This window comes from Enterobacter sp. MEB024 (assembly GCF_030209635.1).
Lineage (GTDB): Bacteria > Pseudomonadota > Gammaproteobacteria > Enterobacterales > Enterobacteriaceae > Enterobacter > Enterobacter ludwigii.
The window spans coordinates 61,059-86,712 of record NZ_JARVRQ010000009.1; the positions used below are offsets into that span (position 1 = coordinate 61,059).

Here is a 25,654-nt window from a genome sequence, read left to right on the forward strand (position 1 = left end):
TCAGCGTCATAAGGGAATTTTAGCGAAAAACGATAAAGTTCAGTTGAAAAGGGCGGGGATTAGGCTAGATAATCGTTTGCCTTAATTTGACCACCCGTTTGTAAGCGCGGAGCTAAACGTTTGCTTTTTCTGTGACGCCCCTTTCGTCGCAAATGCAAAACACGGATTTGACGTTTAGCTGGCAGTGGCGTCTCCACCACGCTTACGGACTTTCTATAAAAACTCTCAGGGGATGTTTTCTATGTCTACGCCATCTGCGCGTACTGGCGGTTCGCTTGACGCCATCTTTAAAATTTCGGCTCGCGGCAGCACCGTGCGTCAGGAAATCGTTGCCGGTCTGACCACGTTTCTGGCGATGGTTTACTCCGTCATTGTCGTTCCGGGTATGCTGGGTAAAGCGGGCTTCCCGCCGGCTGCTGTCTTTGTTGCTACCTGTCTCGTGGCGGGCGTTGGCTCCATCGTGATGGGCCTGTGGGCGAACCTGCCGCTGGCGATCGGTTGTGCAATCTCGTTGACCGCCTTTACCGCTTTCAGCCTGGTTCTGGGTCAGCACATCAGCGTACCGGTTGCGCTCGGCGCCGTGTTCCTGATGGGTGTACTGTTTACCGTTATCTCCGCCACCGGCATCCGTAGCTGGATTTTGCGCAACCTGCCTCAGGGCGTGGCGCATGGCACCGGCATTGGTATCGGGCTGTTCCTGCTGCTGATTGCCGCAAACGGCGTCGGCCTGGTGATCAAGAACCCGCTGGACGGTCTGCCGGTGGCGTTGGGTCACTTCGCGAGCTTCCCGGTCATTATGTCCCTGATCGGTCTGGCGGTGATTATTGGTCTGGAAAAACTGAAAGTCCCGGGCGGCATTTTGCTGACCATTATCGGGGTGTCCATTGTTGGCCTGATTTTCGATCCTAACGTTCACTTCTCCGGGATTTTCGCCATGCCGTCGCTGAGCGATGACAAAGGCAACTCTCTGATTGGCAGTCTGGATATCATGGGGGCGTTGAACCCGGTGATCCTGCCAAGCGTGCTGGCGCTGGTGATGACCGCGGTGTTTGATGCAACGGGTACCATCCGTGCCGTCGCGGGTCAGGCGAACCTGCTGGATAAAGACGGTCAGATTATCGATGGCGGCAAAGCGCTGACCACCGACTCCCTGAGCAGCGTCTTCTCGGGTCTGGTGGGCGCGGCTCCGGCTGCGGTGTATATCGAGTCCGCTGCGGGTACGGCGGCAGGCGGTAAAACCGGCCTGACGGCCATTACCGTTGGCGTGCTGTTCCTGCTGATCCTGTTCCTCTCTCCGCTCTCCTACCTGGTGCCGGCCTACGCGACCGCACCTGCGCTGATGTACGTTGGTCTGCTGATGCTGAGCAATGTGGCGAAAATCGATTTTGCTGATTTTGTGGATGCGATGTCAGGCCTCATCACGGCGGTCTTTATCGTGCTGACCTGTAATATCGTTACCGGCATCATGATCGGTTTCGCGTCGCTGGTGATTGGGCGTCTGGTCTCCGGCGAGTGGCGCAAGCTGAACATCGGCACCGTTGTGATTGCCGTCGCGCTGGTGGCGTTCTACGCGGGCGGCTGGGCAATCTAAGTTGTCCATTGATGCGAAAACGGGTGGCTCAGGCCGCCCGTTTTTATTTTCAGGACTCATCCCGTTGTCTTTTGCGTTACTCTGGGGAAGATAGAATAACAGGCACGACGCCTTAGGTTTGGCTTTTAAGAAACACAGCAAACAGGGAACGCATGGAAATCTTCTTCACAATACTCATCATGACTCTTGTGGTCTCGCTATCCGGGGTAGTCACACGCGTACTGCCCTTTCAGGTCCCCCTGCCATTAATGCAAATTGCCATCGGCGCGCTGCTGGCGTGGCCGACGTTTGGCCTGCACGTGGAGTTCGACCCCGAACTGTTCCTCGTGCTGTTTATTCCGCCGCTGCTGTTTGCCGATGGCTGGAAAACGCCCACGCGTGAATTCCTTGAGCACGGGCGAGAGATATTAGGTCTGGCGCTGGCGCTCGTGGTGGTCACGGTGGTTGGGATTGGTTTCCTGATCTACTGGGCGGTACCGGGCATTCCGTTAATTCCGGCCTTTGCGCTGGCCGCGGTGCTGTCACCAACCGATGCCGTGGCGTTGTCCGGCATTGTCGGTGAAGGCCGTATTCCGAAGAAAATCATGGGGATTTTACAGGGTGAGGCGCTGATGAATGACGCCTCTGGCCTGGTTGCCCTGAAATTTGCCGTGGCCGTCGCGATGGGCACGATGATCTTTACCGTAGGCGGCGCGACCCTGGAATTCTTCAAGGTGGCGATTGGCGGTATCCTGGCCGGGTTTGTGGTGAGCTGGCTGTATGGTCGTTCGCTGCGCTTCCTCAGCCGCTGGGGCGGCGATGAACCGGCGACACAGATTGTGCTGCTGTTCCTTCTGCCGTTTGCCTCTTACCTGATTGCCGAACATATCGGCGTGTCGGGCATTCTGGCGGCGGTGGCGGCAGGGATGACCATCACCCGCTCCGGCGTAATGCGCCGCGCGCCGCTGGCCATGCGCCTGCGTGCAAACAGCACCTGGGCGATGCTGGAATTTGTCTTTAACGGTATGGTGTTCCTGCTCCTGGGCCTGCAGTTGCCGGGCATTATGGAATCCTCGCTGGTGGCGGCCGAGGCCGACCCGAACGTCGAAACGTGGATGTTGTTCACCGACATCGTGCTGATCTACATGGCGCTGATGCTGGTGCGTTTCGGCTGGCTGTGGACGATGAAAAAATTCAGCATGCGCTTCCTGACGAAAAAACCGATGGAGTTCGGCTCGTGGACCACGCGGGAGCTGCTGATTGCTTCTTTTGCTGGCGTTCGCGGGGCAATTACGCTTGCCGGTGTGCTGTCCATTCCGCTGCTGCTGCCCACGGGCGATGTCTTCCCGGCGCGCTATGAACTGGTGTTCCTGGCGGCAGGGGTGATTCTGTTCTCACTGTTTGTCGGCGTGATAATGCTGCCTCTTCTGCTGCAGCATATTGAGACGGGTGACTCGACTCAGCAGCATAAAGAGGAGCGTATTGCCCGCGCGGCGACCGCCGAAGTGGCGATTGTGGCCATTCAGAAGATGGAAGAACGTCTTGCGGCGGACACGGAAGAGAACATCGACAACCAGCTGCTGACTGAAGTGAGCTCGCGCGTGATTGGTAACCTGCGTCGTCGTGCCGATGGCCGCAACGATGTGGAAAGTTCGCTGCAGGAGGAGAACCTGGAGCGCCGGTTCCGTCTGGCGGCGCTGCGCTCAGAGCGTGCCGAGCTGTACCACCTGCGCGCCACGCGGCAAATCAGCAATGAGACGCTGCAAAAACTGCTGCACGATCTGGATTTGCTGGAAGCCTTGCTGATTGAGAATCAGTAGTCCGTGCGGGCTGATACCCTCACCCTGACCCTCTCCGCCCGGAGAGGGTCAGGGGACCCAAAATCCTTCACAGCATTTCAGCCACGCCTGCGCGCTGTGTGATAAATAAACCCCTTCGCGCCAAATCATCCCTAACTGCCAGTGCAAATCGCTTTCCAGCGGGATCCAGCGCAGGGTGTTTTTATCGAGCCGTTCGCAAATCGGCTGCGGCAATATCGCAATGCCGACGCCTGCCTGCACCATCGCGGCCAGGAAATCCCACTGCCCGCTGCGCACCGCAATGCGCGGCTTCACGTTGTGTTGATTAAACAGCGCCATCAGCTGGCGGCTGAGGGCGAAATCTTCGTTGTAAATCAGCAGCGGGTGTTCACCGAGCCGTTCGGGTTTCACCGTGTCGACCTTCAGCCAGTCACCAGAGCGGGGGACCAGCACGCACAGCGGATGGCTAAAGAGCGGCAGCGTCGCCAGACCGCTCTCTTCCTCCACGGGGAGGGCGGTCATGGCGACATCCAGCTCGCCGTTGGTGACGGCCTGTTGAACCGTTAAGCCGCCAAACTCGGAAATTTTCAGTTCAACGCCGGGATAACGCTGGCGAAACAGGCTGATGGGGCCGGCCATCATCATCCCAACCATCGGTGGGATGCCGAGGCGCAGCAGCCCTTTTGTCAGGTGATTGATATCGCCAAGCTCCGCTTCCAGCTGGCGGAACTCCGCCAGGATCGCCAGCCCGCGTTCAAAGACGACCCGCCCGGTATCGGTCAGCAGCAGCTTGCGTCCGTCGCGGATAAGCAGGGTGCAGTTCAGTTCATCTTCGAGGTTTTTCAGCATCTTGCTGATGGTGGGTTGGGTGACAAACAACTTCTCCGCTGCGCGGGTAAAACTTTGCTGACGAACCACTTCGACAAAATAGCGCAGCGTTCTTATGTCCATGATTATTCCTCGGAACTATACCTTTGATGATTTTAATTCATTTCAGTCCATTACGTGCGCTCACTATACTGGCGGCTCGTCTCATTTTTGAGGAAAACCCCCATGGCCGTGGCGTTAAGCCGTGTTACGCCTGCCGTTGTGCAACGACTTCAGGTACCGGTTCAGGTACTGCTTTATGCGGGACTGTTTGTTTTCGCGGAATATCTTGTCAACTGGTTGCATCTGCCGCTGCCTGCCAACCTGGTTGGAATGGTGCTGATGCTGACGCTTATCCTCTGCCGCGTTATCCCCCTCAACTGGGTACGCGCCGGCGCGCGCTGGCTGCTGGCGGAAATGCTGCTGTTCTTTGTGCCTGCCGTGGTCGCGGTGGTGAACTATGCGCAACTGCTGAGGGTAGATGGCTGGCGCATCTTCGCGGTCATTGCGCTGAGCACGCTGATGGTGCTGGGGGCCACCGCCTGGGTGGTTGATAAAGTGTATCGGTTTGAAATCAGCAGGCAAAAGCATGACTAACTTCCAGATAAGCGTGTTGTGCCTGATTGCCACTCTGGCGATCTACTTTGCCAATAAACGGCTGTATCGCCGTTTTCACGCGCTGCCGCTGATGCCGCTGGTCTTCACGCCGATCCTGCTGGTCCTGATGCTGGTCTTCGGGCATATCTCCTGGCAGAACTACATTGGGGAATCCCACTGGCTGCTGTGGCTACTGGGGCCTGCGACCATTGCCTTTGCGGTACCGGTGTATGACAACCTGGCGATCATCAAACGCCACTGGATGTCGCTCAGCGCTGGCGTGATCACGGCCACGGTGGTGGCGGTCTGCAGTTCCGTCTGGCTGGCACGGCTGTTTACGCTGCCCGATGAAATTCAGCGCAGCCTGGCCGTCCGTTCGGTCACCACCCCGTTTGCGCTGGCCGCGGCCAAGCCGCTCGGCGGACAGCCTGATCTGGTCGCGTTATTTGTGGTCGTGACGGGCGTCTTCGGGATGGCGGTTGGCGACATGCTTTTTTTGCGGCTGTCGATCCGTGAAGGAATGGCGAAAGGGGCGGGATTTGGCGCGGCATCGCACGGTGCGGGAACGGCACGTTCGTATGAACTCGGGCAGCAGGAAGGGGTGGTGGCAAGCCTGGTGATGATGCTCTCGGGCGTGGTGATGGTATTGATTGCACCGCTGGTGGCGTGGGTGATGTTCTGATTTCCCCGGCCAGTAAGGCCGGGGAGACGAGGTTAGTGCGCGCGGCCTTGCTCGACGCCCAGACCCGTTTGTGAGCGGATAAACTGGGCGCGGAATTTCTCACGCTCCAGGTTACCTTCCGGCGAGTTATCGGTCGCGGAGAAGACCCAGATACCAATAAACGCCACGGCAATGGAGAACAGCGCCGGGTATTCATACGGGAAGATAGCGCTTTCGTGACCGAGGATCTGTACCCAAATTGTCGGGCCAAGGACCATCAGAATCACGGCCGTCAAAAGCCCCAGCCAGCCGCCAATCATCGCCCCACGGGTGGTCAGTTTTGACCAGTACATGGAGAGCAGGATGATAGGGAAGTTACAGCTTGCCGCAATGGAGAAGGCCAGCCCCACCATAAAGGCGATGTTCTGCTTCTCGAACAAAATCCCCAGCAGAATAGCGACCACGCCCAGCACCAGCACGGTGATTTTCGAGACTTTCAGCTCATCACGTTCGCTTGCCCCTTTGCGGATAACGTTGGCATAGAGGTCGTGCGATACCGCAGACGCACCCGCCAGCGTCAGCCCGGCAACCACCGCGAGGATGGTGGCGAAGGCCACGGCCGAGATAAAGCCAAGGAACAGGTTACCGCCTACCGCGTCGGCCAGATGCACTGCCGCCATGTTGTTACCGCCAATCAGCCCGCCCGCCGCGTCTTTAAACGCCGGATTCGCCCCCACCAGCATGATGGCGCCAAAACCAATGATAAAGGTCAGGATGTAGAAGTAACCCATAAAGCCCGTGGCGTAGAAGACGCTTTTGCGCGCTTCACGCGCATCGCTCACGGTGAAGAAACGCATCAGGATGTGTGGCAAGCCAGCCGTACCAAACATCAGACCCAGACCGAGCGAAAGCGCAGAAATAGGGTCTTTCACCAGCCCGCCAGGGCTCATGATCGCTTCCCCTTTCGGGTGTACCGCCATCGCTTCAGTGAACAGATTATTGAAGCTGAACCCGACATGTTTCATGACCATAAAGGCCATAAAGCTGGCGCCGAACAGCAGCAGGACCGCTTTGATGATTTGCACCCAGGTCGTGGCCAGCATGCCGCCGAACAGGACGTACATCACCATCAGCACACCCACCAGCACCACCGCGATGTGGTAGTTCAGGCCGAACAACAGTTCGATCAATTTACCCGCGCCGACCATCTGCGCAATCAGATACAGCGCGACCACCACCAGCGAGCCGCAGGCGGAGAGGGTACGAATCGGCCCCTGCTTCAGCCGGTAGGAGGCCACGTCTGCGAAGGTATAGCGGCCCAGGTTGCGCAAGCGTTCAGCGATCAGGAACAAAATAATCGGCCAGCCCACGAGGAAGCCGAGGGAGTAAATCAGACCATCGTAGCCGGAGGTGTATACCAGCGCGGAGATACCGAGGAAGGAGGCGGCGGACATAAAGTCGCCTGCAATTGCCAGCCCGTTCTGAAAACCGGTAATGTTGCCGCCTGCGGTGTAGTAATCATTACGGGAGCGCACGCGTTTCGAGGCCCAGTACGTGATGTACAGCGTCAGCAGCACGAAAATCAGGAACATGATAATCGCCTGCCAGTTGGTTGGCTGGCGCTGTACCTCGCCGGTGATGGCATCAGCGGCGTTGGCGGCAAAGGGAAGTGTGGCGGCAAGCGCCGTCAGGACTCTCTTCATGATGCTTTTACCTCTGCCAGGACTGCTCTGTTAAGACGATCGAATTCGCCATTGGCGCGCCAGACGTACACGCCGGTCAGCACAAACGAAATGATTATCACGCCAATCCCAATCGGAATTCCGCGCGTGACGCTGGTGCCCGCGTGCAGCGGCGTACCGAGCCAGTGTGGGGCAAAGGCAATCAGCAGAATAAAGCCGACGTAAATAATCAGCATGATGATGGAAAGTAAGAAGGCAAACCGTTGCCGTTTATCCACGAGCTCCCTGTAGTGCGCACTATTCTCTATCTGCTGACAAATATCGTTATTCATCAGAGGTCTCCAGAAGTATTTATAGGGGAGGTTTTTTTATTCCCTCTCCCGGGGGGGGAGAGGGGGGATCGCGTTACGATGGCATTGCGATGGACTGCTTCTCTTCGAGCAGTTTTTCCACAACGCCAGGATCGGCAAGCGTTGAGGTATCACCGAGGTTGCTGGTGTCACCGGCTGCGATTTTGCGCAATATGCGGCGCATAATTTTGCCTGAGCGGGTTTTCGGCAGAGAGTCGGTCCAGTGCAGTACGTCCGGCGTGGCAAGCGGGCCAATCTCTTTACGTACCCAGTTGCGCACCTCGGCATACAGCTCTGGTGACGGCTCTTCGCCATGATTCAGCGTGACGTAGGCGTAAATCGCCTGGCCTTTAATGTTGTGTGGGATCCCGACGACGGCGGCTTCGGCGATCTTCGGATGAGATACCAGCGCGGATTCAATCTCCGCGGTACCCAGACGGTGGCCGGAGACGTTAAGCACGTCGTCCACGCGCCCGGTTATCCAGTAATAACCGTCCTCGTCACGCCGGGCGCCGTCACCGCTAAAGTACATGTTTTTAAAGGTCGAGAAGTAGGTCTGCTCAAAGCGCTCGTGGTCGCCGAACAGGGTACGCGCCTGGCCCGGCCAGGAATCGGTGATCACCAGATTGCCTTCGGTGGCTCCGTCCAGCGGATTGCCTTCGTTATCCACCAGCGCAGGTTGTACGCCGAAGAACGGTTGAGTTGCTGAACCGGCTTTTAACTGCGTCGCACCCGGCATAGGGGTGATCATAAAGCCACCGGTTTCGGTCTGCCACCAGGTGTCCATCACCGGGCATTTTGCGTTGCCGATTTTCTTCCAGTACCACTCCCAGGCTTCCGGGTTGATGGGCTCGCCAACGGAACCAAGGATGCGCAGCGAAGAGCGGTCAGTGCCTTCAATGGCCTTATCGCCTTCCGCCATTAATGCGCGGATCGCCGTTGGGGCGGTATAGAGAATATTGACCTTGTGTTTGTCGACCACCTGACACATGCGTGCCGGCGTTGGCCAGTTCGGTACGCCTTCAAACATCAGCGTAGTGGCACCACAGGCCAGCGGACCGTAAAGCAGGTAGCTGTGACCGGTGACCCAGCCTACGTCGGCAGTACACCAGTAAATGTCGCCCGGATGGTAGTCGAATACGTACTTGAAGGTGGTAGCGGCATAGACCAGATAGCCGCCGGTGGTGTGCAGCACGCCTTTCGGTTTGCCGGTTGAGCCGGAGGTGTAAAGAATAAACAGCGGGTCTTCCGCGTTCATCTCTTCCGGCTGATGTTGGTCGCTGGCTTTTTCAATCAGATCGCTCCACCACAGGTCGCGTCCTTCATTCCAGTCGATCTTGCCGCCGGTACGCTTGAGAACGATGACGTTGCTGACAGTTTTCACGTTCGGATTTTTCAGCGCTTCATCGACGTTTTTCTTCAGGGGAATGCCACGGCCAGCGCGCACGCCTTCATCGGCCGTGATCACCAGTTTCGAGCTGGAATCGACAATACGTCCGGCTACCGCTTCCGGTGAGAAGCCGCCAAAAATCACCGAGTGAATCGCACCGATGCGCGCGCAGGCCAGCATGGCTACCGCCGCTTCAGGCACCATTGGCATATAGATAGCCACCACGTCGCCTTTTTTAATGCCCCTTTCCAGCAGAACGTTGGCAAAGCGGCACACGTCGCGGTGCAGTTCTTTATATGTAATGTGTTTGCTTTGAGAGGCGTCGTCGCCCTCCCAGATAATGGCCGTTTCATTACCGCGTTCGGCAAGGTGGCGGTCAAGACAGTTTGCTGCCAGGTTCAGCGTGCCGTCTTCGTACCATTTAATGGAGACGTTGCCGGGCGCAAAGGAGGTGTTCTTCACCTTCTGATAAGGTTTAATCCAGTCAAGAATATGGCCCTGCTCACCCCAGAAGACGTCCGGGCTGGAGACGGATTGCTGATACTTCTCGTGGTACTGCTCCGGGTTTATCAGGCAACGGTCCGCAATGTTTGCGGGAATGTCGTGTTTATGTACTTGGCTCATGGCTTTTTTTCTCCTTGTAAGATGTTAATAATATGTCGCAAAAACGTTAATAGTAGGGGCTTTACAAGCTTTGTTTATTATTTGGGCTACAGATCACGCATTGTTTGAAGAGTATGAAAAATGAGCGAATGAAACTTTGAAGGAAAATAATTCACCGTGCCGATTATTCACAATTTCGATTAAAAAAGCCTTTTTATAACAAAAAGTTATTGATGGGAATTGTGACAAACTCACGTCATGACCGCTTTTTGCAGCGAAATGTGCCGTTCTTTAAGGCTTGCGCAACATGCCGCGCAAATGATACTCATACGCCGCGTTAAAAAATCCCATAAACCAACGCAACACAATTCATACCCTTTCAGTATGTATCCATATTCATGCAGTTTATGTGAATAGGGCGCTTCATTGAGGAAGTCAGTTTCTATGAAAAACGTTAAAGTCAGCCTGGCCTGGCAAATCTTGCTAGCCCTTGTGCTGGGTATCCTGCTGGGTAGCTACCTGCATTATCACAGCGACAGCCGCGAGTGGCTGATTGCGAACCTGCTCTCCCCGGCAGGAGATATCTTTATTCATCTGATCAAGATGATTGTCGTACCGATTGTTATCTCAACGCTGGTCGTCGGCATTGCCGGTGTGGGGGATGCAAAACAGTTAGGCCGTATCGGCGCGAAGACAATTCTTTATTTCGAAGTGATCACGACGATTGCCATCATTCTGGGCATCACACTGGCGAACGTGTTCCAGCCAGGGTCCGGGATCGATATGTCGCAGCTGGCGACGGTGGATATTTCGAAATATCAAAGCACTACCGCTGAAGTACAGAGCCACGCGCATGGCCTGATGGGAACCATCCTTTCGCTGGTGCCGACCAACATCGTGGCTTCCATGGCGAAGGGCGAGATGCTGCCGATCATCTTCTTCTCGGTGTTGTTTGGTCTGGGTCTCTCCTCCCTGCCTGCCACGCACCGTGAACCGCTGGTCACCGTGTTCCGCTCAATTTCTGAAACCATGTTCAAAGTGACTCACATGGTGATGCGCTACGCGCCGGTTGGGGTGTTTGCGCTTATCGCGGTAACCGTGGCGAACTTCGGTTTCGCCTCCCTGTGGCCGCTGGCGAAGCTGGTGATTCTGGTTCACTTCGCCATCCTGTTCTTCGCGCTGGTGGTACTGGGAATTGTGGCGCGCCTGTGTGGGCTGAGCATCTGGATCCTGATCCGTATTCTCAAAGATGAGTTGATTCTCGCGTACTCCACGGCAAGCTCTGAAAGCGTACTGCCGCGTATTATCGAGAAGATGGAGGCCTACGGCGCGCCGGCGTCGATTACCAGCTTTGTGGTGCCAACCGGCTACTCCTTTAACCTGGACGGCTCAACGCTGTACCAGAGTATTGCAGCTATCTTTATTGCTCAGCTGTACGGCATTGACCTGTCTCTGTGGCAGGAGATCGTGCTGGTGCTGACCCTGATGGTGACCTCAAAAGGCATCGCAGGTGTACCTGGCGTCTCCTTTGTCGTCCTGCTGGCAACCCTGGGCAGCGTAGGGATCCCGCTGGAAGGTCTGGCGTTTATCGCCGGTGTCGACCGTATCCTCGACATGGCGCGTACGGCGTTGAACGTGGTGGGTAACGCCCTGGCGGTGCTGGTTATCGCTAAGTGGGAGCACAAATTCGACCGTAAAAAAGCGCTGGCGTATGAACGCGAAGTGCTGGGTCGTTTTGATAAGACCGCAGACCAGTAAAATAAAAAGGCCGGGGTTAACCCGGCCTTTTCGCATTCCCTCTCTGCCAAAAGAGAGGGCCGTGTAAGAGGCTTTACTCCCCACTCAACGCGTCAAATTCTTCACATCCCGTATCAAACCCTTCGGTACAGCTCAGGTTCAGCCAGTAGAGCGCTTTCTGCTTATTCGGCGTTATAAAGCCTTTCTCGCCCTGCTGGAACAGCATTCCGGCCCAGTACTCCGCGTAACCCGTACGCGAAAGGGAGGAGCTGCGTTTGAACCACGACGCGGCTTTGACGTCGTCCTGCGCCACCTCAACGCCGTTGGCATAAATCATCCCCAACAGCATTTGTGCATCCACCGCGGAGTCGTTGTCGATATCTTCGGTTGCCGTTTGCAGCAGTGCGATGGCCTGTGGGTAGTCGGTTTTCCCTGCCTGGGTGTTGACCAGCACGCGTGCCAGCATAATTGCGCCACGTTTACTGCCGGCGATAGTGGCCTGCTGCGCCAGCGCTTTGGCCTGCGCGTAATCGCCCTGTGTAAACTGGATTTGCGATAACAACGCCATGGCGTCGACATCGCCCCCTTTTGCTGCTTTCTCTGCCCACTGCGCGGCCTGCTTGCTGTCGCCGGAACTGAAGTAGGTATCGGCAAGGTAATACTGGGCGCGGGCGTCACCCGCTTCCGCCTGTTGCTTGTACTGGCTGCCAATCTCATCCGCGTGGACGAGTGACGTAAAAAATAACAACATCAGAAAAATTGATTTCATGGATTCTTATCATCTGGGTACACGCCGCGCAGTATAATCGTCGTCGCAGAAGAAAAAAACGGGCGCGGTAAAGGTGAATGAACATTTCCAGGCGTCCGCCGCGTTTCGTCTCACAATAATACTTGTGAAAGAGGGCATTAGACGCTCGCAGGGGAGATTCTCTCACTGAATTAAAATACAAAGGCGGGTATTTATTTCGGTGCTAATGACATTATTGCTGCGGGGCAGCGTGCACAATATATATTGATAATATAAATAGCTTATTAAGAAATAAAAAAGGGGTGAATAAGTCACCCCCTTTTATTCATCGATTAATTAACGGCATTAACCCAACGCGCTTTCACGCAGTCTGGCTTTCAGCTTGCTATATTCGTCAATCACATACTGTTCCGCGGCGTGCTGGTCAGCAATCGGCTCCACGCGTACGGCGCAGTACTTATACTCCGGCGTTTTGGTTATCGGGCTTAAGTTCTCCGTCACCAGTTCGTTGCAGGCACCAATCCACCACTGGTAGGTCATATAGACCGCTCCTTTGTTAGGTCGGTCGCTGACCTGCGCACGGGTAATGATGCGTCCTTTACGCGAGTGCACCCAGATCAGGGCTTCATCTTCAATGCCCAGAGGCTCTGCGTCAGCGGTATTGATCTGCGCATAGCCCGGTTCATCCGCCAGTGCCGCCAGCGCAGCGCAGTTACCGGTCATCGAACGACAGGAGTAGTGGCCCACTTCACGCACGGTAGAGAGCACCATCGGATACTCATCGGTGAGTTTATCGATTGGCGCGACCCAGTCGCAGGTGAAGAACTGCGCCAGTCCGTTCAGGGTGTCGAACTTCTCTTTAAAGAGATACGACGTGCCCTGATCGGCCTCTGACTCATCGCGGCATGGCCACTGGATATACCCCAGTTCACCCATTTTCTCATAGGTGGCACCGGTGAAGTCCGGACACAGTTTGCGCAACTCGTCCCAGATTTCCTGGGTGTTGTTGTAGTGCATCGGATAACCCATGCGGGTGGCGATTTCGCTGATGATCTGCCAGTCGGTTTTCAGATCCCACTTCGGCTCCACCGCTTTGAAGAAGCGCTGGAAGCCGCGGTCTGCCGCCGTGTAAACACCTTCATGCTCGCCCCATGATGTTGACGGTAAAATCACATCCGCCGCCGCCGCGGTTTTGGTCATAAAGATGTCCTGGACAATCACCAGTTCGAGATCCTCAAAGCCTTTACGCACCGCTGACAGCTCGGCGTCGGTCTGCAGCGGATCTTCACCCATAATGTAGGCGGCACGCACTTCACCGTGCGCCGCACGGTGCGGCAGCTCGCTGATGCGATACCCGGTATGTTCCGGCAGGCTCTCCACGCCCCAGGCCTTCGCGAATTTCTCACGATTTTCCGGGAACTTAACGTACTGATAGCCCGGATAGGTATCCGGCAGTGCGCCCATGTCACATGCACCCTGCACGTTGTTTTGACCACGTACCGGGTTCACGCCCACATGCGGTTTGCCCAGATTTCCGGTCAGCATCGCGAGGCTTGTCAGGGAGCGTACGGTTTCCACGCCCTGATAGAACTGGGTGACGCCCATGCCCCACAAAATGGCCGCGGTTTTCGCTCCGGCGTACATCCGCGCTGCCTGACGGATCTCTTGCGCGCTTACGCCGGTTATCGCTTCGACGGACTCCGGCGTGTAGCCTTCGACAATTTTCCGATACTCGTCAAACCCTTCCGTACGGGTCGCGACGAACGCCTGGTCGTAGAGATTCTCCTCAATAATGACGTGGCCCATCGCATTCAACAGCGCGATATTCGAGCCGTTTTTCAGTGCAATGTGCATATCCGCAATACGTGCCGTTTCAATTTTGCGCGGATCGCAGACGATGATTTTCGCCCCATTCTGTTTGGCGCGAATCACGTGGTTCGCGACGATAGGGTGAGAATCCGCCGGGTTATAGCCAAAAATAAACACGAGATCGGTGTTATCTATCTCGTTGATCGCATTACTCATAGCGCCGTTACCGACCGACTGGTGCAGACCTGCAACCGATGGGCCGTGTCAGACGCGAGCGCAGCAGTCGACGTTATTGGTACCAATAACGGCGCGCGCGAATTTTTGCATTACATAGTTGGTTTCATTACCAGTACCGCGTGAAGAGCCGGTAGTCTGGATCGCATCCGGGCCATACTTGGCTTTGATGGCGCTCAGGCGCGTGGCGACATAATCCAGCGCCTCGCTCCAGGAGACGGCTTCCAGCTTGCCACCGCGCTCGCGGCGGATCATAGGGGTTTTCAGGCGTGGGGTAAGGATTTGGGTATCGTTAATAAAATCCCAGCCGTAGTAGCCTTTCAGGCACAGCGTGCCCTGGTTGGTTTTCCCCTGGGCGGCCTCCGCCCGGACGATTTTGCCGTTATCGACCACCAGGTTGATCTTGCAACCCGAGGCACAATAAGGGCAAACCGTGACGACTTTTTTCATCAGTCTGCTCCAGTTAATCAATGCTTACGCCCCACTATGCAGCTTCTATGCCATGTTTTTATTGTGGGTATCAGCAGACTTTACGGCCAACAGAGGGGCAAAACCCTGACGAAAAACAGCCAATCGTCAAAATTGACGTGTCGAATGGGCAGTGGATGTGACATGGGTTGTAATTCCGTCATGTAAAAGTCAAATTGGCTGGAGCCGACGGCAGAATAGTTCAGACTTAACATAATCCCCTGATGGAAGCATGCGATGAAACCGGCGATTCTGGTGGTTGATGACGATACCGCAGTCTGCGAGCTGCTGCAGGATGTGCTGAGTGAGCACGTCTTTAGCGTGCTCGTCTGCCATAACGGCCAGGACGCGCTGAGTCTGGTTCAGCATGAGCCACACATCGCCCTTGTCCTGCTGGATATGATGCTGCCGGATATCAACGGCCTGCAGGTATTACTGCACCTGCAAAAGCAACGTCCGGAGCTGCCGGTGGTGATGCTGACCGGGCTGGGCAGTGAGTCAGACGTGGTGGTGGGGCTGGAGATGGGGGCCGACGATTATATTGGCAAACCGTTTAACCCGCGCGTGGTGGTTGCCCGGGTTAAAGCCGTGCTTCGCCGGACCGGGGCGCTGGCCGCAGACACCCCGGTGCCACGCGTGGCGGGCGTGACGTTCAATGGCTGGACGCTGGATACCTCCCGTTGTGAACTCAGCGATCCGCAGCGTAACCCCGTACCGTTGACCCAGGGAGAATATGGTCTGCTGCTGGCGCTCACCCAGAACGCCCGGCGGGTGCTCAGCCGGGAACAACTGCTCGAGCTGACGCACAGCGAAAGTGCCGAGGTGTTCGACCGCACAATCGATGTGTTGATCATGCGCCTGCGCCGTAAAATAGAAGCCAACCCGCATCAGCCCGCACTCATTAAAACCGTCCGGGGGCTGGGCTACGTCTTTGCTGCCGATGTGTCTCACAGCGAGAAAGCGGCTTAAATATTCTCTTTAATAAACAGCTGCAACTCGGCCAGCGTTTTTGCCCCATCAATGGCGTTCGCAGCCAGCAGGCTTGCCCGCGCGCAGGCATGGGCCAGATAAATACTCTCGACCAGCGGCAACGCTTCATGGCAGCCGTATAAGAAGCCTGCGCAGAAGGCATCACCCGCCCCGACGCTGCCGATAATCTCTTCCCGCTCCAGCAACCAGGAGGGGATCCAGCGCCCTTCATCGTCCGGTGTTAACCCCCACGCCCCTTCCGGACAGTGGATCACCACCCGCTGACGCACGCCAGCTGCCAGAAGCTGTGAGGCGGCTTCCGCGATATGGGCAATGTGCGGGGCATCGTTCTCGTCGCGCATCTCCAGCCCGCTAAACTCGCCTGCTTCCAGTTCGTTGATGACCAGATAATCAAGATGGCGCAGGGCAGGGAGGACCAGCGGCTGATAGCGAGGGTCACCCTTTCGCGAGACCAGATCGAGCGAGGTTTCATACCCCTGATCGCGCATCTGGGCCAGCAGCCGTGCGCTGCGGGTGCCGTACTCGTCATCGGGCATATCCAGGCTGTCGAGCAGTAACAGGTAGCCGAGATGGAAAATCTTCATCGCGCCGTCGAGGCGGTCGAAGGCGGGCAGATCCAGAAGACGGTTGGCGCCCGGGGAGTGGAAAAAAGTGCGCTGCCCGCTGGGGTCGGTCATAACCTGCGACATAGAGGTTGGCGCAAAGGTCGTGCGCTGCACCCGCTGGCGGTTGACGTGATACTGGTCGAGCATCGCCAGGATGTAATCGCCGTCGCTATCTTCGCCAATCAGGCCGACGGCCTGCAGCGGCAGGCCAACGTGCATTTTGGCCAGCGTCAGCAGGACGTTCAGCGGCGCACCGCCGGTTGAACGTTCGCTGTGGGTAATTTCCGCCAGCCAGCCGCGCTCCGGCCATTGCACAATCTGGTGGACATGATCCACCAGCATATTGCCGGCGGCGATAATCCCTTTACGTTCCATTATGCCTGCCCCGCGCTGCCAAAGATGCGCATTTGCGCGGCGACCGTATCGGTAATCGCCTCCTCTATGCCCAGCAACAGTTCTGCAAATTCATCGTACAGAGGCTGACGTTTTGCCATCCGTTGCTCAACGGCGGAGAGCGCGGCCTGTGACATGCCGGTATAAAAGTTGATTTTATGGATCCCCAGTTCGATGGCGCGACGAAAATCGGCATCGCTGATGCCGGAGCCGCCGTGTAAGACCAACGGCAGGCCGGTCTGCTGGCGAATGGCGTCCAGACGAGGGAAATCGAGTTTTGGCTCGCCTTTGTATTTACCGTGCGCGTTGCCAATGGCGACCGCCAGCGCATCAATGCCGGTGGCATCGACAAACTCGCGCGCACGCAGCGGGTCCGTAAACAACGCTTCATCCGCATGGCCATACAACGCGCCACCTTCGTCACCGCCTACCGCACCCAGCTCCGCTTCTACCGATACGCCAACCGCGTGGCACATCTTCACCACCTCCCGCGTCTGGCGAATGTTTTCTTCGTAGCTCAGAGTGGATCCATCAAACATCACGGAGCTGAAGCCTACGCGCAGCGCACGTACCACCGCCTCGAAATGCAGGCCGTGATCGAGGTTGAGCACCACCGGAATATCATGACGGGCGGCTTCAAACCTGACCGCTTCGACCAGCGACTCCAGGGAGACATACTTAAAGTGGACTTCCGCAATATTAATGATAAACGGCGAGCGTTCCTGTTTCGCGGCAGCAAACAGCGCGCGCAAAAAATGGGAGTCGAGAACGTTAAACGCGCCGAGCGCGTAGCGGTGTTTCCTGGCGTGCTCAAGACCGTCGGCAAGAGAAATCAATGGCATTATTTACTCCTTATTTCCGAAACAGGTTGTACTCGTTGCACAACACCAGCACCGCCGGTTCGTCTTCTTCGATATTGTTATAGCGGGCAATGGGCTGTAAAAAATGGTTATCGTGTTCATCGTCATTCACCGATGACACTTCCCCCACCAGTACGTCGCCAAAACCGCGTTCGCCCCAGAAACTGTGGTACAGGCCGGGGGTGAGGCAGATGCTGTCCCCGGGTTGCAGGCGTAACTGACTGCCGGGCGCGTGGGTTTGCAGACAGCCGTCGAGGGTAACGGTCACGTCGGTATTTTCAGGTTCTTGATGTGCGCCGGCATTCCATAACTCGACGATCAGGTTTCCGCCGCCACGGTTGATGATGTCTTCCCGTTTACGCCAGTGAAAATGCATGGGCGTTACCTGACCATCCCGGACGTGCATGATTTTTTCGGCATAGCACTTTTCATAGGGCACGCCGTTCGGTGAGCCATTGCGCAGGGTAAAGAGCGTTAGCCCCTGTGCGGCAAAATGGTCGCCGCCGAATGCCGTTACGTCCCAGCCAAGCCTGAGATCAAACACTTCCTGCCAGGCGGCCGGATCAAGCTGCTGCCATTTCGTTGGCGGAAAACTGGCAAAGGGAGGGAGATGCACATCGTGCATGGAGAAGAACTGCCGCGTGTGGCCAAGGATTTCATTGATTTCGGAGCGTTTCATCGGGCCCCCTGGACGCTATGTCAGGCCTCACCCCAACTCTCTCGCGCGAAGAGAAGATCAGGGTGAGGGCATCAAACCGCACTACATCACTTAACTGTCCACCCTTTATAGGATCCGACGTTCTTTTTATCGATCATCGTCACCGGGATCAGCACAGGCTCTTTAGGCGCAGGTTTGCCCTGCAGAATGTCATAGCCGATCTCAACCGCTTTTGCCGCCATTACCTGCGGATCCTGAGCCGGCGTTGCGACAAACAGGGAGTTTTCACGCTTAAGCGCTTCCTCGCCGTCCGGGCTGCCGTCTACGCCAACGATAAAGAATTCATTGCGTTGGGCCTGTTTTGCTGCCAGATCGGCACCGATCGCCGTCGGATCGTTAATCGCGAACACGCCGTCGATCTTCGGATTGGCCGCCAGCAGTGAGGTCATCACTTCCAGACCGCCTTCACGGCTACCTTTGGCGTTCTGGTTATCAGAGAGCACCTTGATATCCGGATGTTTTTTGAACTCGGTCTGGCAGCCTTCGACGCGGTTTTGCACCGCGGACACTGGCGGCCCGTTGATGATGACCACGTTGCCTTTGCCTTTCAGGCGGTCAGTAATGTATTTACAGGCCATTTCCCCCGCCTGGGTGTTATCGGAGGTGATGGTGGCATCCGCCCCTTCCGCCGCGACGTCAACCGCGACAACCACGATCCCGGCCTCTTTCGCGCGTTTAACCGCCGGGCCGATCCCTTTGGAATCCGCGGCGTTAAGGATGATCATGTCCACTTTGGCCGCAATAAAGTTGTCTATCTGCGCCACCTGCTGGCCGAGATCGTAACCGCTGGAGACCAGCGTCACTTTGACGTTATCCCCCGCCAGTTTGCGCGCTTCCAGCTCGGCACCTTTGGTGATCTGCACGAAGAATGGGTTGGCCAGGTCGCCCACCGTCACGCCGATGGACTTCAGATCTTTCGCCTGCGCAAACGGCGTTGCGGCAAGCAGCGCGCCAGCACAGAGCGCGGTCACTAACGGTTTCAAACGCATCTTCTCTTCCTCGCTTGTAGGGTATTGTTGTTATGCACTTTGATGGTGTCGGGTACGGTATTTGTCGATCAGCACTGCTATGATGATCACCGCCCCTTTGATCACCAGTTGCCAGAAGTAGGAGACGCCCATCAGCGTCATGCCGTTGTTAAGCGTGGCGATGATCAGCGCCCCCACCAGCGTGCCGGTGATCGTGCCGATCCCGCCGACAAAGCTGGTGCCGCCGAGGATCACCGCCGCAATCGCATCCAGCTCGTAGCCCATGCCCAGGTTGCCGTTGGCGCTGTAGAGACGCGAGGCACTCATCACGCCGCCCAGGCCCGAGAGCAGTCCGCTCATGCCGTACACAAACAACAGCACCAGCCAGACCTTAATGCCTGTCAGACGCGCCGCCTGCATGTTGCCGCCAACCGCATAAATGTGAACGCCAAGCGTGGTGCGACGCAGAATAAACCAGCACAGCACAATTACCGCCAGCGCGATCACCACCAGCCACGGAATGGGTCCAAGGTAGTTATTGCCGATCCACTCAAAGTTAATGTTGGAGTTAATGACGGTCGTACCGTCCGCCAGCAGATAAGCCGCACCGCGCAGTGCCGTATAGGTACCGAGCGTCACGATAAACGGCGGCAGCCCGGCAAAAGCGACCAGCGCGCCGTTGAACAAACCCAGCACCAGGCCGAGCATGAGCGCTGCCGGAATAGAAAGCATGGCGAACTCAGGTATTAACGACACCACCATCGCCGCCACGGCCGTGGTGCCCAGAATGGAGCCGACAGAGAGGTCGATCCCGCCGGTCAGAATGATGAAGGTCATCCCTGCGGCCAGTACGATGTTGATCGACGCCTGGCGGGTGATATTGAGCAGATTACTTTCGGTAAAGAAGTTAGGCGCGATAAAACCAAATACCGCCACAATCAGGATCAAGATGGGCAAAATGCCGACCGTCTGCATCAGATCGCTCATCAGCATTTTTTTGGCAGAGGCGGACTTCGCCACCTGCTGCGGATGGGTTGAATTTGTCATAGTTGCACCGCCTGATGATGAGAGTCGTTCACGCCGGTCGCCAGCGTCATGATGTTTTCCTGTGAAATTTCTGCTCCGTGAAGTTCACCTGCAATGCTGCCTTCACGCATGACATAGACGCGGTCGCTCATGCCGACGATTTCCGGCAGCTCGCTGGAGATCATCAGGATCGCCACGCCCTTGCGCGCCATCTGGTTCATGATGCGGTAGATTTCACTTTTCGCCCCGACGTCGACGCCGCGCGTCGGTTCGTCCAGAATCAGAATGCGTGGGCCGATGGCCACCCAGCGGGAGATAAGCAGCTTTTGCTGATTGCCCCCGGACAGGCCACCCGCGCGGACCTGTGAATGCGGCACGCGGATGTTAAGCAGGGCGATCGCATCGTCAGAAATGGTCTGCGCTTTTTTGCGGTTCAGCATGCCGAAGGTGGCGTCGCGCTCCAGCGTCGCCATGGTGATGTTCTCCTGTGCGGCCAGCTCGAGGAACAGCCCTTGTTCTTTGCGGTTCTCGGTGAGAAAACCGATCCCGTTGTCGATGGCGGCACGTGGGGAGTGGATCACCACCGGTTCGCCGTCGACTTCAATCATGCCGCCCGTGGCTTTGCGCGCGCCGAAGATCAGCTGCGCCAGTTCGGAACGTCCGGCGCCCACCAGACCTGCCAGCCCGACAATTTCTCCGGAACGCACCTGCAGACTGCAGGGGAGCACTTTCTTGCCGTCGGTAAGGTGATGCACGTTAAGACGCGGGCTGCCGAGCGGGATATCGCGCTCTTTGTTAAACAGATCGCTTAGCGGACGCCCGACCATCATCTTCACCAGTTCAGAGGCGTTCAGTTTGTCGCGCGTCAGGCTACCGACGTACTGCCCGTCACGCAGAACGCTGACGCGATCGGAGAGTTCATACACTTCCGCCATGCGGTGGCTGATATAGATAATCGCCATTCCTTCCTCTCGCAGGCGCAGTATCAGCTCGAACAGGCGATGGGTTTCACGTGAGGAGAGGGCGGCGGTGGGTTCATCCATCACCAGAATGCGGCTGTTGCGGTGTAGCGCGCGGGCAATTTCAACCTGCTGCTGCTCGGCGATGGTTAGCCTCATTACCAGGTCGGTCGCCTTGAAGTGCGCGCCCAGACGGTCAATCACCGCCTGCGCCTGTGCGGCCATCTCTTTGCGCTGTATCAGCCCGGCGCGCGACAGCTCGCTGCCCAGAAAAATGTTTTCAGCGACGGTCAGATTGGGGGCAAGCTGCATCTCCTGATAAATGAGGGTGATACCCGCGGCCAGCGCATCCTTTGGCCCTTTGATGTGAAACGGCTGTCCGTCAATCAGGATCTCGCCGCTGGTGGCGGTGTAGGCGCCCGCGAGGATCTTCATCAGGGTACTCTTTCCTGCGCCGTTTTCCCCCATCAGCGCGTGGATCTCACCGGGGTATACCGTCAAATCCACACCCTTGAGCGCGTGGAAATGGCCAAACGTTTTGGCAATGTTGCGCATCTCCAGTACCGGGGTTCTGCTCATGGCGGATCTCCTTGAATGTCGATATCCGCACTTCATCACAGGTTGGTAAATGCAAAATGTCAGAAGCCGTTCATATTTGTCATAGTTATGAATAGTTAACTTACATCACAATTCCCCGCTTTTTCCCTCTCAGCAGGAGAGGGCCAGGGTGAGGGCATCACATTGCACCGGAGCTTACCGTATGCCATCACACCGTCCGCCCTTCTTTGCCAGCGCCCGTGGTCGCCTGCTGATTTTTAATCTGCTGGTGGTGGCGGTGACGCTGATGGTCAGCGGCGTGGCGGTGCTCGGCTTTCGTCATGCCAGCCAGATCCAGGAACAGGTGCAGCAGCAGACGCTGGATGACATGACCGGCAGCATGAACCTCGCCCGCGATACCGCCAATGTGGCAACGGCGGCGGTGCGGCTCTCGCAAGTTGTGGGCGCGCTGGAATACAAGGGCGAAGCCGAGCGCCTGAAGCAGACGCAGATGGCGCTGCGTCACTCGCTGGAACAGCTTGCCGATGCGCCACTGGCGCAACAGGAGCCCGCGCTGGTGGCGCGAATTATTCAGAGAAGTAATGAGTTACAGCAGAGCGTGACGGGCATGCTGGAGCGCGGGCAGCGGCGTCATCTGGAGCGTAATGCGCTTCTCAGCGCGCTCTATCAAAGCCAGAGCTATTTACGCCATCTGCAGGACATCAACCGCCGTTACGCCAGCAACGTCCCGGATGCGCAACAGCTTATGGAAATGGACAGACTAATCATCGCCGCTATTGAAACGCCCTCGCCGCGCGCCACGGTTCAGCAGCTGGATGCCGTGACGGCAACGCTGCCCCGGAGCGTGACGCAGCCCGTGGTGAACGCTATCCTGCCCGATTTTAATGCCGAGCTTCACAAGCTTGTTCCGCTCTCGACGCAGCTGGAGGAGAGCGATCTGGCGATCAGCTGGTATATGTTCCACATCAAGGCGCTGGTGGCGATATTAAACAGCGACATCAATCAGTACGTTGAACAGGTGGCGCAGGCCTCCCGGCTGCGCACTGCCCAGAGTCACCAGGAGCTGCGCTCCATCAGTGTATTTATCAGCGTGTTCGCCGTGCTGGCGCTGATCATCACCGGGTGCGCCTGTTGGTATATCTACCGTAATCTGGCCTCCAACCTGACGGCCATCTCCCGGGCGATGTCGCGCCTTGCCCACGGCGAGCAGGATGTTTCCGTCCCTGGACTGCAGCGCCGTGATGAGCTGGGTGAGCTGGCGCGAGCGTTTAACGTTTTTGCCCGCAACACCGCCTCGCTTGTCCACACCACCCGCCTGCTGAAAGAAAAAACCACGCAGATGGAGATCGACCGCATCGAGCGTCAGGGGCTGGAAGAGGCGCTGCTGCACAGCCAGAAGATGAAGGCCGTCGGGCAGCTGACGGGCGGTCTGGCGCATGACTTTAACAACCTGCTGGCGGTGATCATTGGCAGTCTGGAACTCACCGATCCTGACTCACATGACGCCCCGCGTATCACCCGGGCACTCAAGGCCGCCGAGCGTGGTGCGGTGCTGACCCAGCGCCTGCTGGCGTTTTCCCGCAAGCAATCCCTGACCCCGCACGCGGTAGAGATGAAACCGCTGCTCGAGAACCTGCGGGAGTTGATGTACCACTCGCTGCCGGCCACCCTGACGCTGGAAATTGAAGCGCAATCACCGGCGTGGCCGGCGTGGATAGACGTCAGCCAGCTGGAAAACGCCATTATTAACCTGGTGATGAACGCCCGCGATGCGATGGAGGGACAGACGGGGGTTATTAAGATCCGCACGTGGAATCAGCGCGTGACCCGCAGTGACGGACGCAGGCAGGATATGGTGGCGCTGGAGGTTATTGACCGGGGAAGTGGAATGTCGCAGGAGGTCAAATCCCGGGTCTTCGAACCGTTCTTTACGACCAAGCAAACCGGAAGCGGTAGCGGATTAGGCCTGTCGATGGTCTACGGTTTTGTACGCCAGTCCGGTGGGCGCGTGGAGATTGAAAGCGCGCCGGGGCAGGGGACCACCGTGCGGCTGCATCTGCCACGCTCGACGCTGCCTGTTCGTTCTGCTGATGAGACCCATGCCGCCGCGGCTGCCGTTGAAAATGAACGCCTGGTACTGGTGCTGGAAGATGAAGCCGATGTCCGCCAGACCCTGTGCGAGCAGCTGCATCAGCTGGGCTATCTGACGCTTGAAGCGGACAACGGCGAACAGGCCCTGAAGATGCTGGACGCGTCACCGGATATTGGCATGTTTATTAGCGACTTAATGCTGCCCGGCAACCTCAGTGGTGCCGAGGTGATCAACCATGTGCGCAGCCATTATCCGCAGCTTCCGGTGTTGCTGATCAGCGGCCAGGATCTGCGTCCGACGCATAACCCGCAACTGCCGGACGTGGCGTTACTGCGCAAGCCTTTTACCCGTGTTCAGCTGGCGCAGGCGTTGCGCAAGGTGATGACAGGAACTGGCTGAGAGCCAGGGTCGCCGCCCCCTGAGCACCGTTAAAGGATGACGATGATGCTGTAATGAAACGGACTGCCTCATACGGCAGCGGACGGCGCAGATGCTGTTTAATTCTGGCAATCAGCGCGTCGCGTGGAAAATCGACCATATCCATCACGCCGCCGCCGAGGATCACCGCATCCGGGTCGAAGAGATTTACGCTGGTGGCAATGGCTCGGGCTGCATGATTTAAGAGCTGTATGACAAAGGGGTCATGACACGCTGAGGTAAAAATCTCGCCAATCGCGTAATCACGGGGCTGTTGTTCATACCACTGTTTCAGGGCAATACCGGAACAGACGGTTTCCAGACATCCTGTGTTACCACAACCGCAATGGCGTGACATATCGCCCTGCGGAATATGTCCAAGCTCGCCCGCGACCCCGTGTGCACCTGTCCAGGGCGCGCCGTTCAGCCAGATGGCGAACCCCATGCCGGTACCGAGATAGGCTGCCAGAACCTGCTGTTGCTGCAAGTTGTGCTGCATAACATCAAAAGAGAGCTGGAGGTTAACGTCACGGTAGAATTCGACCGGGCATCCCAGCGCGTCCGCCAGTTTACCCGCCAGGTCCCGTCGGTCTGTTGCCTGTAATGGCAGGTTTGGTGTCGAGATAATGGTGCGTTTGTCTTTGCCGACCAGCGCAGGAAAACCCATCACCAGACCCCGACAGCGAACCTGATAGTGGCGAAGCCTTGCAACGATCATTTCTGCGACGCCGCACATGACGCCTGAACGGATAATGTCTGCTGTACGGTGTTTTTCACAGTGCAGCACGGCCCCCTCGGCTGTAAGCAGGCAAAAACGGATATGGGTAGCGCCCATATCCACTCCGGCAACGACATCAGGCTGTTTTTGCATGAGGAAGGGCCTCGTTCTTTGCCGACAGAATCTGTCCGGCCATCAGTTGCCATGCGTCGTCGATATTCTCTGCGTGGTTGAACAGTCCTGACGTCCCGACGATAAAGACATCAGCCCCGGCGGCCATCAGTTTTTTGTAGGTGGACTGATTGCAGGAGCCATCGATCTCAATCTCATAGCGCAGCCCTTCACGTTCGCGCCAGGCTTTCAGCTCGGCAATTTTTTCGAGCATTTCCGGAATGAAAGGCTGCCCGGCAAAGCCAGGATCGACGGTCATGACCGTAATTTTGTCCGCCTTGTGAATGTAATATTTCATCGCTTCAACGGGCGTTTCAGGGTTGAGGATCAGACCGACTCTCATGCCATGACGGCGAATTTCGTCAATCAGACGGAAGGCCTGACCGTTAATCGTTTCCGGATGCAGGGTGATGAAATCCGCTCCGGCCTGTGCCAGTTGACTAATGTAGTCCTGGGGGCGCGTCACCATCAGATGGCAGTCCAGCGGTTTGGTGGCGAGCTTCTTCACCTGGCTGACAAAGAACGGTGACAGCGTCAAATTGGGCACAAAGTGACCGTCCATGATGTCGATATGGAAGTAGTCCGCGTGCTGGTCTATGAATTCGATCTGCTCTTTGAATTTCAGCAGGTCCATACACATCAGGGAGGGGGAAATTTTCATCGT

Annotated in this window: 21 protein-coding genes; 7 read left to right on the forward strand and 14 right to left on the reverse strand. The window is 56.9% G+C overall.

Features of this window, described 5'->3' with window-relative positions:
- Positions 1-241: 241 nt before the first annotated feature.
- Both ghxP and QRN24_RS15970 read left to right on the forward strand, forming a co-directional pair.
- A complete protein-coding gene (gene ghxP, locus QRN24_RS15965) occupies positions 242-1,591 on the forward strand; it encodes a guanine/hypoxanthine transporter GhxP (RefSeq protein WP_020882835.1) in 1,350 nt (449 codons plus the stop codon).
- Between the two features lie 152 nt (positions 1,592-1,743).
- Positions 1,744-3,390, forward strand: a complete 1,647-nt coding sequence (locus QRN24_RS15970; protein ID WP_014168228.1) for a Na+/H+ antiporter — start codon at positions 1,744-1,746, stop codon at positions 3,388-3,390.
- Positions 3,391-3,438: 48 nt separating this feature from the next.
- On the opposite strand, the gene QRN24_RS15975 is transcribed toward QRN24_RS15970, so the two are convergent.
- Positions 3,439-4,320, reverse strand: a complete 882-nt coding sequence (locus QRN24_RS15975) for a LysR family transcriptional regulator (RefSeq protein WP_025206385.1) — start codon at positions 4,318-4,320, stop codon at positions 3,439-3,441.
- A 102-nt stretch (positions 4,321-4,422) separates the two neighbouring features.
- Between QRN24_RS15975 and QRN24_RS15980 the strand changes: the two genes are divergently transcribed.
- Together QRN24_RS15980 and QRN24_RS15985 are read left to right on the forward strand one after the other, a co-directional pair.
- Positions 4,423-4,833, forward strand: a complete 411-nt coding sequence (locus tag QRN24_RS15980; protein WP_032679393.1) for a CidA/LrgA family protein — start codon at positions 4,423-4,425, stop codon at positions 4,831-4,833.
- Positions 4,826-5,515 carry an LrgB family protein gene (locus tag QRN24_RS15985; protein ID WP_023310063.1) on the forward strand — a complete coding sequence of 230 codons (690 nt, stop codon included), beginning with the start codon at positions 4,826-4,828 and terminating at the stop codon, positions 5,513-5,515. Before QRN24_RS15980 ends, QRN24_RS15985 begins: the two co-directional genes overlap by 8 nt.
- A gap of 32 nt (positions 5,516-5,547) precedes the next feature.
- Here the strand turns inward: QRN24_RS15985 and actP are convergent, their stop codons facing one another.
- The 3 genes from actP to acs all read right to left on the reverse strand — a co-directional run bounded on the left by actP (position 5,548) and on the right by acs (position 9,540).
- On the reverse strand, positions 5,548-7,197 hold the full coding sequence (gene actP, locus QRN24_RS15990) for a cation/acetate symporter ActP (RefSeq protein WP_014168232.1): 1,650 nt from the start codon (positions 7,195-7,197) through the stop codon (positions 5,548-5,550).
- Positions 7,194-7,508, reverse strand: coding sequence for a DUF485 domain-containing protein (locus QRN24_RS15995; protein WP_014168233.1), 315 nt, complete (start codon positions 7,506-7,508; stop codon positions 7,194-7,196). The genes actP and QRN24_RS15995 overlap by 4 nt, the downstream gene beginning before the upstream one ends.
- Before the next feature lie 73 nt (positions 7,509-7,581).
- Complete coding sequence (gene acs / locus QRN24_RS16000; RefSeq protein ID WP_151712588.1) at positions 7,582-9,540, reverse strand: acetate--CoA ligase; 1,959 nt, start codon at positions 9,538-9,540, stop codon at positions 7,582-7,584.
- A gap of 423 nt (positions 9,541-9,963) precedes the next feature.
- On the opposite strand from acs, the gene gltP reads away from it, so the two are divergent.
- Positions 9,964-11,277, forward strand: coding sequence for a glutamate/aspartate:proton symporter GltP (gltP, locus tag QRN24_RS16005; RefSeq protein WP_013095082.1), 1,314 nt, complete (start codon positions 9,964-9,966; stop codon positions 11,275-11,277).
- A gap of 73 nt (positions 11,278-11,350) precedes the next feature.
- On the opposite strand, the gene QRN24_RS16010 is transcribed toward gltP, so the two are convergent.
- Complete coding sequence (locus QRN24_RS16010) at positions 11,351-12,025, reverse strand: tetratricopeptide repeat protein (protein WP_014168236.1); 675 nt, start codon at positions 12,023-12,025, stop codon at positions 11,351-11,353.
- 324 nt (positions 12,026-12,349) lie between these two features.
- Entirely contained in the window at positions 12,350-14,497 is a 2,148-nt protein-coding gene (fdhF, locus tag QRN24_RS16015) for a formate dehydrogenase subunit alpha (protein ID WP_081750655.1), read from the reverse strand.
- 255 nt (positions 14,498-14,752) lie between these two features.
- On the opposite strand from fdhF, the gene QRN24_RS16020 reads away from it, so the two are divergent.
- Positions 14,753-15,484, forward strand: a complete 732-nt coding sequence (locus QRN24_RS16020) for a response regulator (protein WP_014168239.1) — start codon at positions 14,753-14,755, stop codon at positions 15,482-15,484.
- On the opposite strand, the gene QRN24_RS16025 is transcribed toward QRN24_RS16020, so the two are convergent.
- The 6 genes from QRN24_RS16025 to QRN24_RS16050 all read right to left on the reverse strand — a co-directional run bounded on the left by QRN24_RS16025 (position 15,481) and on the right by QRN24_RS16050 (position 21,613).
- Entirely contained in the window at positions 15,481-16,488 is a 1,008-nt protein-coding gene (locus tag QRN24_RS16025) for a carbohydrate kinase family protein (RefSeq protein ID WP_086462941.1), read from the reverse strand. The two genes, QRN24_RS16020 and QRN24_RS16025, sit on opposite strands and share 4 nt — an antisense overlap.
- Positions 16,485-17,345 carry a ketose 1,6-bisphosphate aldolase gene (locus QRN24_RS16030; RefSeq protein ID WP_025206378.1) on the reverse strand — a complete coding sequence of 287 codons (861 nt, stop codon included), beginning with the start codon at positions 17,343-17,345 and terminating at the stop codon, positions 16,485-16,487. Before QRN24_RS16030 ends, QRN24_RS16025 begins: the two co-directional genes overlap by 4 nt.
- 10 nt (positions 17,346-17,355) lie before the next feature.
- The gene (locus QRN24_RS16035; protein WP_014168242.1) at positions 17,356-18,042 is read right to left on the reverse strand and encodes a D-lyxose/D-mannose isomerase; all 687 of its coding nucleotides are present in this window, start codon (positions 18,040-18,042) and stop codon (positions 17,356-17,358) included.
- Between the two features lie 86 nt (positions 18,043-18,128).
- The gene (locus tag QRN24_RS16040; protein ID WP_014168243.1) at positions 18,129-19,070 is read right to left on the reverse strand and encodes an ABC transporter substrate-binding protein; all 942 of its coding nucleotides are present in this window, start codon (positions 19,068-19,070) and stop codon (positions 18,129-18,131) included.
- A gap of 30 nt (positions 19,071-19,100) precedes the next feature.
- Complete coding sequence (locus tag QRN24_RS16045; protein ID WP_014168244.1) at positions 19,101-20,096, reverse strand: ABC transporter permease subunit; 996 nt, start codon at positions 20,094-20,096, stop codon at positions 19,101-19,103.
- On the reverse strand, positions 20,093-21,613 hold the full coding sequence (locus QRN24_RS16050; protein WP_284942878.1) for a sugar ABC transporter ATP-binding protein: 1,521 nt from the start codon (positions 21,611-21,613) through the stop codon (positions 20,093-20,095). Before QRN24_RS16050 ends, QRN24_RS16045 begins: the two co-directional genes overlap by 4 nt.
- A 181-nt stretch (positions 21,614-21,794) precedes the next feature.
- Here QRN24_RS16050 and QRN24_RS16055 point away from each other — a divergent pair, with 181 nt between their 5' ends.
- Positions 21,795-24,083 carry an ATP-binding protein gene (locus QRN24_RS16055; protein WP_284942879.1) on the forward strand — a complete coding sequence of 763 codons (2,289 nt, stop codon included), beginning with the start codon at positions 21,795-21,797 and terminating at the stop codon, positions 24,081-24,083.
- On the opposite strand, the gene alsK is transcribed toward QRN24_RS16055, so the two are convergent.
- Both alsK and alsE read right to left on the reverse strand, forming a co-directional pair.
- The gene (alsK, locus tag QRN24_RS16060) at positions 24,028-24,972 is read right to left on the reverse strand and encodes an allose kinase (protein ID WP_032681901.1); all 945 of its coding nucleotides are present in this window, start codon (positions 24,970-24,972) and stop codon (positions 24,028-24,030) included. The two genes, QRN24_RS16055 and alsK, sit on opposite strands and share 56 nt — an antisense overlap.
- Positions 24,956-25,651, reverse strand: a complete 696-nt coding sequence (gene alsE / locus QRN24_RS16065; RefSeq protein ID WP_020882821.1) for a D-allulose 6-phosphate 3-epimerase — start codon at positions 25,649-25,651, stop codon at positions 24,956-24,958. Before alsE ends, alsK begins: the two co-directional genes overlap by 17 nt.
- Positions 25,652-25,654 lie beyond the last annotated feature (3 nt).